The 9,771-nt window shown below is 66.0% G+C and carries 11 protein-coding genes; 7 read left to right on the plus strand and 4 right to left on the minus strand.

Annotation, left to right across the window (positions count from 1 at the left end; all coding sequences use genetic code 11):
- Positions 1-122 precede the first annotated feature (122 nt).
- From rplM to mdtD, 4 genes are all read left to right on the plus strand, one after another.
- Positions 123-554 carry a 50S ribosomal protein L13 gene (gene rplM / locus AC1DXX_RS23420; protein ID WP_028259766.1) on the plus strand — a complete coding sequence of 144 codons (432 nt, stop codon included), beginning with the start codon at positions 123-125 and terminating at the stop codon, positions 552-554.
- A 12-nt stretch (positions 555-566) separates the two neighbouring features.
- Positions 567-959 carry a 30S ribosomal protein S9 gene (gene rpsI / locus AC1DXX_RS23425; RefSeq protein WP_007827948.1) on the plus strand — a complete coding sequence of 131 codons (393 nt, stop codon included), beginning with the start codon at positions 567-569 and terminating at the stop codon, positions 957-959.
- A gap of 183 nt (positions 960-1,142) precedes the next feature.
- Positions 1,143-1,508 carry an iron-sulfur cluster insertion protein ErpA gene (gene erpA, locus AC1DXX_RS23430; RefSeq protein ID WP_013543663.1) on the plus strand — a complete coding sequence of 122 codons (366 nt, stop codon included), beginning with the start codon at positions 1,143-1,145 and terminating at the stop codon, positions 1,506-1,508.
- A 93-nt stretch (positions 1,509-1,601) separates the two neighbouring features.
- Entirely contained in the window at positions 1,602-3,038 is a 1,437-nt protein-coding gene (gene mdtD, locus AC1DXX_RS23435; RefSeq protein WP_478136602.1) for a multidrug transporter subunit MdtD, read from the plus strand.
- 15 nt (positions 3,039-3,053) lie between these two features.
- On the opposite strand, the gene AC1DXX_RS23440 is transcribed toward mdtD, so the two are convergent.
- Both AC1DXX_RS23440 and AC1DXX_RS23445 read right to left on the minus strand, forming a co-directional pair.
- A complete protein-coding gene (locus tag AC1DXX_RS23440; protein ID WP_478136603.1) occupies positions 3,054-4,178 on the minus strand; it encodes an anhydro-N-acetylmuramic acid kinase in 1,125 nt (374 codons plus the stop codon).
- A gap of 38 nt (positions 4,179-4,216) precedes the next feature.
- Positions 4,217-5,563: a peptidoglycan DD-metalloendopeptidase family protein gene (locus AC1DXX_RS23445; protein WP_478136604.1), complete on the minus strand. Its 1,347-nt coding sequence runs from the start codon at positions 5,561-5,563 to the stop codon at positions 4,217-4,219.
- A 159-nt stretch (positions 5,564-5,722) separates the two neighbouring features.
- Here AC1DXX_RS23445 and tyrS point away from each other — a divergent pair, with 159 nt between their 5' ends.
- Complete coding sequence (gene tyrS / locus AC1DXX_RS23450) at positions 5,723-6,955, plus strand: tyrosine--tRNA ligase (RefSeq protein WP_478136605.1); 1,233 nt, start codon at positions 5,723-5,725, stop codon at positions 6,953-6,955.
- Between the two features lie 4 nt (positions 6,956-6,959).
- On the opposite strand, the gene AC1DXX_RS23455 is transcribed toward tyrS, so the two are convergent.
- Positions 6,960-7,571 (minus strand): OmpA family protein, encoded by a 612-nt coding sequence (locus tag AC1DXX_RS23455; protein WP_478136606.1) that lies wholly within the window; start codon positions 7,569-7,571, stop codon positions 6,960-6,962.
- 5 nt (positions 7,572-7,576) lie between these two features.
- Positions 7,577-8,074 (minus strand): FecR family protein, encoded by a 498-nt coding sequence (locus tag AC1DXX_RS23460; RefSeq protein WP_478136607.1) that lies wholly within the window; start codon positions 8,072-8,074, stop codon positions 7,577-7,579.
- A 154-nt stretch (positions 8,075-8,228) separates the two neighbouring features.
- Between AC1DXX_RS23460 and AC1DXX_RS23465 the strand changes: the two genes are divergently transcribed.
- Positions 8,229-9,146 carry a cation diffusion facilitator family transporter gene (locus tag AC1DXX_RS23465; protein WP_478136608.1) on the plus strand — a complete coding sequence of 306 codons (918 nt, stop codon included), beginning with the start codon at positions 8,229-8,231 and terminating at the stop codon, positions 9,144-9,146.
- On the plus strand, positions 9,143-9,583 hold the full coding sequence (gene dtd / locus AC1DXX_RS23470; protein ID WP_478136609.1) for a D-aminoacyl-tRNA deacylase: 441 nt from the start codon (positions 9,143-9,145) through the stop codon (positions 9,581-9,583). Before AC1DXX_RS23465 ends, dtd begins: the two co-directional genes overlap by 4 nt.
- The last annotated feature ends 188 nt before the right edge of the window (positions 9,584-9,771 follow it).

The raw sequence follows: 9,771 nt of genomic DNA on the forward strand, positions 1-9,771 counted from the left end.
GAAGGCACATCCCCCCGCCCATTGCAGGCGGGGAGGCGTGAAACCCACCTAAGAGATTCCCGTCAGAGGAACGCCGACCGTGGAAAAGGGCTCGCCAAACCCTCTTTTCAAGAGAAAAACTCATGACCAAAACGTTCAGCGCCAAACCCGCTGACGTGACGCACGAGTGGTTTGTGATTGACGCGACCGACAAGGTCCTCGGACGAGTAGCCAGCGAAGTTGCTCTCCGTTTGCGCGGCAAACACAAGGCCATTTACACGCCTCACGTCGATACCGGTGACTTCATCGTCATCATCAACGCAGCGCAACTGCGCGTCACCGGCGCCAAGTCGATCGACAAGGTGTACTACCGTCACTCGGGCTATCCCGGCGGTATCACGGCGACCAACTTCCGCGACATGCAATCCAAGCACCCGGGCCGCGCCCTGGAAAAGGCTGTCAAGGGCATGCTGCCCAAGGGCCCGCTCGGATACGCGATGATCAAGAAACTCAAGGTGTACGGTGGTGCTGAGCACCCGCATACCGCCCAACAGCCCAAAGTGCTGGAACTGTAAGGAGCCTTGAGAATGATTGGTGAATGGAACAATGGCACCGGCCGTCGCAAATCGAGCGTCGCCCGTGTGTTTCTGAAAAAAGGCACCGGCAAGATCACGGTCAACGGCAAGGACATCCAAGAGTTCTTCGGCCGCGAAACCTCGATCATGATTGCCAAGCAGCCCCTGGCGCTGACCAACAACCTCGAAGCATTCGATGTCATGGTCAACGTGAACGGTGGCGGCGAATCGGGCCAGGCCGGCGCAACGCGCCACGGCATCACCCGTGCGCTGATCGACTACGACGCAACGCTCAAGCCCGTGCTGAGCCAAGCCGGCTTCGTGACGCGCGATGCGCGTGAAGTCGAGCGTAAGAAGGTCGGTCTGCACTCCGCCCGTCGCCGCAAGCAGTTCAGCAAGCGCTGATCCTGTTCCTTGCGAACACAAAAGCCGCCTTTGGGCGGCTTTTTCGTTGCTGCACCTTGGCAGGCTGCCATCCAACCCCACTTGCGTAGGGGTGCACGCCACAGTCTGCCTGCCGGAAATGCGGCATTGCAGTAGCATTCGTTTCATTGGCCGCTTGTTCGGCCCCCCAGGAGTAATCACCCCATGAGCGCCGTAGCCGAAAACATCCAGACCCAGATGCCCGAGCCGATCGTCTTCACCGACAGCGCGGCCGCCAAGGTCGCCGACCTGATCGCCGAAGAGGGCAACCCCGAACTGAAGCTGCGCGTGTTCGTGCAGGGTGGCGGCTGCTCCGGCTTCCAGTACGGCTTCACCTTCGACGAGATCACCAACGAAGACGACACCACCATGACCAAGAATGGCGTGTCGCTGCTGATCGATGCCATGAGCTACCAGTACCTGGTCGGCGCCGAGATCGACTACAAGGAAGACCTGCAAGGCGCCCAGTTCGTGATCAAGAACCCGAATGCCACCAGCACCTGTGGCTGCGGATCGAGCTTCTCGGCCTGATGCCTGGATGCTGCTGACAAGGCCTCATCGAAAAAGCCGCCTCCGGGCGGCTTTTTGCTGCCTGTCGTTTCTTGCCTCCTTTCTTCTTCTTCCATGACGTCCGAGGCCGCCCCCGCCACCGTCGATGCCTCCCGCAAGAGCCTGCTGTGGCTCGTGGCCGTCGGCTTCTTCATGCAGACGCTCGACGCCACCATCATCAACACCGCGCTGCCGGCGATGGCCGCGAGCCTGGGCGAAAGCCCGCTGCGCATGCAGTCGGTGGTGGTGGCCTACGCGCTCACCATGGCGATGCTGATCCCGGCTTCGGGCTGGATCGCCGACCGCTTCGGCACGCGGCGCATCTTCTTCTCGGCCATCGTGCTGTTTGCTGTCGGCTCGGTTCTCTGCGCCCTGTCGCAGGGGCTGGGCCAGCTGGTGGCTGCGCGGGTGGTGCAGGGCCTGGGCGGCGCCTTGCTGCTGCCCGTGGGGCGCCTGGCGCTGCTGCGAACCGTGCCGCGCGGCGAGTTCCTGCAGGCGATGAGCTTTGTCGCCATCCCGGGGCTCATCGGGCCCCTGCTGGGCCCCACGCTGGGTGGGTGGCTGGTGCAGTACGCCTCCTGGCACTGGATCTTCCTGATCAACGTGCCGGTGGGGCTGGCAGGCTGCATCGCCACGCTCAAGTACATGCCGGACCTGCGCGGCGTCATCCAGAAGCGTTTCGACAGCGTGGGCTACGGGATGCTGGCCTTCGGCATGGTGGCGATCTCGCTGGCGCTCGACGGCGTGTCCGAACTGGGGCTGCGCCAGGGCGGCGTGATGGTCGTGCTGATCTTCGGCTTCGCGAGCGTGGTGGCCTACTGGCTGCGGGCGGCGCGCACGCCCGAGCCGTTGTTCGCGCCATCGCTGTTCAACGTGCCGACGCTCAGCATCGGCCTGATCGGCAACCTGTTCTCGCGGCTCGGCAGCAGCTGCATGCCTTTTCTGGTGCCGCTGCTGCTGCAGGTGTCCATGGGCTATTCGCCGTTGCGTGCGGGGCTGATGATGCTGCCGATCGCGCTGGCCGGCATGGCGATGAAGCGCTTTGCCACGCCGCTGATCACGCGCCACGGCTACCGCAGGGTGCTGGTGGTCAATACCGTGCTGGTGGGGCTCGCGATGGCCAGCTTTGGCCTGACGGCGCCCGACCAGCCTGTGGTACTGCATGTGCTGCAGCTGCTGGCCTTCGGYGCGGTCAATTCCCTGCAGTTCACGGCGATGAACACGATCACGCTCAAGGACTTGGACGGCAGCATGGCCAGCAGCGGCAACAGCCTGCTGTCGATGGTGCAGATGCTGGCGATGAGCCTGGGCGTGGCGGCCGCGGGTGCCGTGCTGGCAGGCTACAACGGCATTTTCGGTGCCGAGACGCCGGCCCGCACGTTGGACGCCTTTCAGGCCACTTTTGCGAGCATGGGGCTGATCACGGTGGCATCTGCGCTGATATTCTGGCATTTGCCGGCAGAAGTGCGTGCTGCCCACCCTGCGCAGCCGGAAGTTTCCGGTCAGGGCTGACGGACCGGGTGGCCCTCAGGCGGGGTAGATGGCGCCCAGCACCCGTGCCCCGCGCGCGCCGGTCACGCTGGCGAGATTGCCCGCTTCGCGCCGCACGGTGCAGCGGGCGAGCCAGGCAAATGCCGCGGCCTCGACCTGCTGGGGCGGCAGGCCTTGTTCGGCCGACGCCACCACCTGCACGCCGGGAAGCAGCGCGCGCAGGCGCTCGAGCAGATGGTCGTTCAGCGCGCCACCGCCACACACGATCAGCAATTTGCTGTCTTTTCCGTGGCTGGCGACGTCGGTTGCACAGGTGCTGGCGGTCAATTCGGCCAGCGTTGCCTGCACATCGGCCGGTGCCATGGTCGTGGTACCGAGGCAGGTGGCGAGCCAGGTCGGATTGAACAGGTCGCGCCCCGTGCTTTTCGGCGGCGACTGGGTGAAATACGGCTCGGCCCGCAGTTGTGCCAGCAATTCGGGCAGCACCTGTCCGCTGGCTGCCCATTGGCCGCCGCGGTCGAAGGGCTGGCCCAGGTGGGTCTGGCACCAGTGGTCCATCAGCGCGTTGCCGGGTCCGCAATCGAAGCCGCGCACGATGGCGCCCTCGGGTGCGTTGGTGGCCGGCAGCAGGCTCAGGTTGGAAATGCCCCCGATGTTCAGCACCGCAACGGTTTCGTCGGCGCGCGCAAACAGTGCGCGGTGAAACGCCGGCACCAGCGGAGCGCCCTGGCCGCCGGCAGCGAGATCGCGGCTGCGAAAGTCGCTGACCACGTCGATGCCCGTCAGTTCGGCCAGCAGCGAGGGGTTGTTGATCTGCAGGGTATAGCCGACGTCGTCGAACTCGAGCGGCCGGTGGCGCACCGTCTGCCCGTGCGCGCCGATGGCGACGATCGCTCCGGCGGTGGCGCCGCTGTCCGCCAGGAGCTGGTGGACCACGCCGGCATAGGCCGTGGCGAGTTCGTTGCCAGCCAGCGCCGCGCGATGCAGTTCGTTGTCGCCCGGCGTGTTGAGCGCCATGAGCTCTGCGCGCAAGGACACGGGAAACTCGGCGGTGGCGTAGGCCTGCACCGCGATGCGGCCGTCGGAAAAGTCTGCGAGCACACCGTCGACGCCGTCGAGCGATGTGCCCGACATCAGGCCGATGAAAAGTTCGGCAGCCATTCCGGGTTCGACGCGAGAAGGCTGCGCTGCGGGACGGATCAGTCCGCGCTGGCCTGGATGACGGAGAACGCTGCAGCCAGCTCGGTGCGGGCGCCGACGGCGATCCGCTCGAAGGCCGGGCGCAGTGCCGCGGTGATCGGTGCACCGCCTTCTTGCGCGATGGAAGTCGGGTCCTGGTAGACGCCGCCCACGCGGAATTCGAAGTGCAGGTGAGGTCCGGTGGCCCAGCCCGTGGAGCCCACCGCGCCGACCGTCTGGCCCTGGGTCACGCTGTCGCCGGCCTTGACGTCGACGCGGCTCAGGTGCGCATACGCGGTCTGCTGGTTGTTGCGGTGATTGATGATGACGATGTTGCCGTAGCCGCTCTGCGTGCCCGCGAAATCGACAGTGCCGTCGCCGACCGTACGCACCGAGGTGCCGGTGGGCGCTGCGTAGTCGATGCCGTTGTGCTGGCGCCAGCTGTTCAGGATCGGATGCATGCGCATCGCAAAGCCGCTCGACACGCGCGAGAACTCGACCGGCGTGGCCAGATAGGCCTTGCGCAGGCTGTCGCCGTTCGGGCGGTAGTAGCTGCCCTTCTGGCCCGCGCCCGGGGGCTGGAACCACACGGCCTGGTGGATCTTGCCGTTGTTCTCGAACTCGGCCGAGAGCACGCGGCCGCTGCGCAGCGCCTGGCCGTCGGCTTCGAAGGTTTCGTAGACCACGGCGAAGCGGTCGCCCTTGCGCAGCGCGCGCACATCGACGTCGCCTGCAAAGATGTCGGCCAGCTGGCTCGCCACCGCATCGGGAATGCGCGAGTCGTCGGTGGCGGCGAACAGCGAGGTGCGGATGGTGCCGCTGGCAAGGCGGGAGCCTGGCGTCAGCGTATCGCGCTCGGTGAGGGCGACAAAACCGACCGGCGTGCGCTCGATGACGAAGCGCTTGAAGCCGCCGTCGCCGTCGGGAATCCAGCGGGCGCTGAGCTTCTTGAGCTGGTTTTCCTGCGTGGCTTCGGCCGTGATGGTGCGGCCGGCGCGGGCGAACAGCGCATTGCGAGCTTCGCCGCTGCCGCGCACGAAGGCGGTGGCGGCGGGGTCGGAAATGCCCAGGCGCTTCAGCAGGGCCTCGGCCGTGTCGCTCGAGCGGGTGATATCGGTGCGAAACAGCGTGAAGCTGAAGTTTTCGAGCGAAGCGGTCTGGTCCGAGAAGGACTGGGGCGCGGTGGCTTCGAGAATCTGGTGGACCGGGAGGTCGGAGGCGTCAGGACCCAGCGAGGCCACCGCGAGGGTGCCGGCGCTCAGCAAGGCCGCCGCGATGACAGCGGTGATCTGCTTGGGGTAGGTCCGGAACGTATAGGCCACGCGAGAAGCGAGAAGCTCCTCGGCGGCAAGAATGCCGTTGATCAAACTTTGAATTCCAGCTCAGGTTCTGCAAATCCGTGCTGCAAGGCCCAGTGCGTTCAGGGCGGCAGGAGACGGTGCGGAAAAAGCGCCGCTTAGAATTCGGCGCTTGAAAGGTCGGGCTGAGTATAGCTTCGGCAACCCAAAGTCAGCTAAAAAAAGCCCATGAACGCCGAATCTGTTACATCCATGAGCCTCTCAAATAGTGTAGGACGTGCGCTCGAAATATCCCTCCGCGGCGCCGATGAATTGCTGCCCCAGGACGAGTGGGTGCGCAAGCTCCAGCGCGCCGAGGCCACCGGAACCCCCCTGCGCATCAAGCTGGGGCTCGATCCGACCGCCCCGGATATTCATATCGGACACACCGTGGTGCTCAACAAGATGCGCCAGCTCCAGGACCTGGGACACCGGGTCATCTTCCTGATCGGCGACTTCACCAGCACCATCGGCGACCCCTCCGGGCGCAACAACACCCGCCCGCCGCTCACCCGGGAGCAGATCGAGGCCAACGCCCAGACCTACTACAGGCAGGCCAGCCTGGTGCTGGACCCCGAAAAGACCGAGATTCGCTACAACTCCGAGTGGAGCGACCCGCTGGGCGCCCGCGGCATGATCCAGCTTGCCGCCAAGTACACGGTGGCCCGGATGATGGAGCGCGACGACTTCAACAAGCGCTTCAAGGCCGGCCAGTCGATCTCGGTGCACGAGTTCCTCTACCCGCTGATGCAGGGCTACGACTCGGTGGCGCTCCGGAGCGACCTCGAGCTGGGCGGTACCGATCAGAAATTCAACCTGCTCGTTGGCCGCCATCTCCAGCAGGAATATGGCCAAGAGCCGCAGTGCATACTCACTATGCCTCTGCTGGAGGGGCTCGACGGCGTCGAAAAGATGTCCAAGAGCAAGAACAACTACATCGGCATCAGCGAAGACCCCAACACCATGTTCGCCAAGGTGCTGTCGATTTCCGACGACCTGATGTGGCGCTGGTACACGCTGCTGAGCTTCCAGTCGTTGGCACAGATCGAAGCGCTGAAGACGGAGATTGCGGGCGGCCGCAACCCCAAGGATGCGAAAGTTGCGCTGGCCAAGGAAATCACCACGCGCTTCCACAGCGCGGCGGCGGCCGACACGGCCGAGCAGGATTTCATCAACCGCAGCAAGGGCGGCGTGCCGGACGAGATTCCCGAGGTGTCGCTCGCTGGCGCACCGCTGGGCATCGCGCAGGTGCTCAAGCAGGCGAATCTGGCGTCTTCAGCCGGGGAGGGCAACCGCCTGATCGACGGCGGCGGCGTGCGGGTCGATTCGGCGGTGATCAGCGACAAGGCACTGAAGCTGCCCGCGGGCAGCTACGTGGTGCAGGTCGGCAAGCGCAAGTTTGCGCGGGTCACGCTGAGCTGATCGATTACCGGACTTCGATGGTGACGCGCCGGTTGCGCGGCTCGTCCACCTCGTCGGCGGTCTGCACGGCCAGGTCGCGCTCGCCGCGGCCGACCGCCTCGATGCGGCTGGCCGGGAACTGGCGCTCCACGAACAGCTGAACCACTTCCTGCGCCCGGCGGCGCGACAACTGGTCGTTCTGCTCGCCGCTGCCCTTGGTGTCGGTATGGCCCGTCACCACGATGTCACCGCCGCTGCGCGCCAGCGCCGCCGCCAGCGCCTCGGTCATGATCTGCTGCGAAGCCGGGGTCAGCGTGGTGCCGCCGACCTCGAAAAACACCGTGTAGCGCTGCGGCGGAGGTGGACGCATGTCGAAAAGCGGCTTGTTCTCGGCCTGAACCCGGGCCGCATCGGCCTGGTCGACCACCGGAGCGCCGCTGGCGCCCACTGCGGCCGTTGCCCGCTGGTAGGGCTTGGAGAGGACTTCTTCCCCGTCCTTGGCGCGCACCACGACGGCGGACGGCGTGGCGTCGGCCTGCGGAAGCAGGACCACCCGCGTGCCCGGCGTCGAACAAGCGGCAAGGAATACGGTGGTCAGTGCGGTTGCAAGAAGGAGTGGAGGGCGGTGCAACGTCATCGTCATCATGGCTGGGCGTCGGCTTGCACGATGAAGTCGGTGCCGCGAATACCGATGGTGGCCGTTTGCGTCTCGACCCGCACCGCGTCCGGGTTCGTCTTGCCGATCAGGCCGGTGATCATGCGCATCGAGCCGCGCAGCAGCGACACCAGCAGGCCGCCGTCGCGCGTGGTGGCGTCGAAGTGGAACTCCTTCAGGTCCATCCGCGACGAGGGGCCGACCACCAGGGTCGTGTCGTCGCGCAGCACCACGGAGGCCGAGGAGTCCGGGCCCGTCACGATGCGGTCCACGGCGCCCAGCGCATCGCCCGGGCTCGCGCGGCGCGCGGTGCCGGCGCCGCTGAGCAGCTGCACGTCACCGCGCACCGACTTCACGAAGCCGGCCTGGAGCTCGGCGGTGGCCGCAACCGGCGCTGCCGGGGCGGGCGGAGACGTCTGGGCCTGGGCCAGCAGGGTGGCGCCCAGCAGGGTGAGGCCACCCCAAGCGATCAGGAAATTTTTCATCGTCCGACTCTCTGCGAATGGAATGTTTCGCAATAGTCATAAATACTAAGGCGAAGGCGTTACACATGGACACTGCGCCCATAATTCAGCGTCATCTTGCGGCCTTTTGCCGCTTTTGGCGTCGTCTTTTGTCGATAAGCCGCTCCGATTGTCCATGGCGCTCACGCCCAAAACACTGCTCCGCGTCTCCGTCGCCGTCGCCTTGCTCACGATCGTGCTCAAGGGCCTGGCAGGCTACATCACGAATTCGATGGGCCTGATCTCCGATGCGATGGAGTCCTTCGTCAATCTTGCCAGCGCCATGTTCGCCTTGGCCATGGTGACCATCGCCGAGCGGCCGGCCGACGAGGATCATCCCTACGGCCATCACAAGGCCGAGTATTTTTCCTCTGGCTTCGAAGGCATCCTGATCATCGGGGCCGCAGCGGCGATCCTCTGGGTGTCCGTGCAGCGGCTGCTGTCGCCCCAGCCGCTCGAGCAATTGGGCTGGGGCCTGGCACTGTCGGTGGTCAGCTCGGGCTTCAATGCGGCGCTGGCCGTTGCGCTGTTCCGTGCGGCGCGCACCTACCGCTCCATTGCACTGGAGGCCGACGGCCGCCACCTGATGACCGACGTCTGGACCTCGGCCGGGGTGGTGGTCGGCATCGTCGCCGTGCACTTCAGCGGCTGGCTCTGGCTCGACCCGCTGCTGGCCATCGGCGTGGCGCTGAACATCGCGCGCGAAGGCTTCAAGCTGGTGTGGCGCTCGTCGCAGGGCCTGATGGACGAGGCCCTCGACGCCGAAACGCTCGCGACCGTGCGTGCCACGCTCGATGCCTTCGCGGCACGCCAGCCCGATGGCAACCGGCTGCGCTTCGACGACATGGTGACGCGCGGCGCCGGCCAGCGCCGCTTCGCCGACCTGCACATGCACGTGCCCGGCGACTGGACCCTGCAGCGTGCCGCCGGCATGCGCGACGAACTGGAGCAGGCCCTGATGGACGCCGTGCCCGGCCTGCGCGTCACCATCCAATTGCTGCCGCTGACCATGGAAGCGCGCGCGACTCAAATCGTGGAACCACAACATCCGTGAAAGCCATCCTCCAGCGCGTCGCGAACGCGCGCGTCGACATCGCCGGCGAGACCGTCGGCGCCATCGATGCCGGTCTCCTGATCCTTCTGTGTGCCGAGCGCGGTGACGGCGATGCGCTCGCCGGTCGCATGCTCACCAAGATCCTCAAGCTGCGCATCTTCCCGGACGAGGCCGGCAAGATGAACCGCAGCGTGCAGGACATCGGCGGCGGGCTGCTGGTCGTGAGCCAGTTCACGCTGGCGGCCGATGTGAGCGGCGGCAACCGCCCCAGTTTCACGCTGGCCGCGCCGCCCGACGAGGGGCGGCGACTCTACGAATACTTCGTGGCGCAGGCGCGTGCCGTGCATCCGGTGGTGGCGACCGGCGAGTTCGGCGCCGACATGCAGGTGCACCTGCTCAACGACGGGCCGGTGACGATTCCGCTGCAGATGAACTAGGGCCTGTTAACGCTATGCAAGGGGTCGCGAAGCTCGCCACAGCCCGCCCATCAAGGCGCGTGACGCCGTGCGTGCGTCCGCACGCACAAGGAACGCAACGCCGAGGGGCGGGCTGTGGCGAGCTTCCCTTCGGGTTGCTTCGCAAAGGGGCCGTCTGCGGCGTTGCCCGCGCTTGCAAGGCACCAGCC

The sequence above is a fragment of the Variovorax sp. P4_B10 genome, from assembly GCF_056402375.1.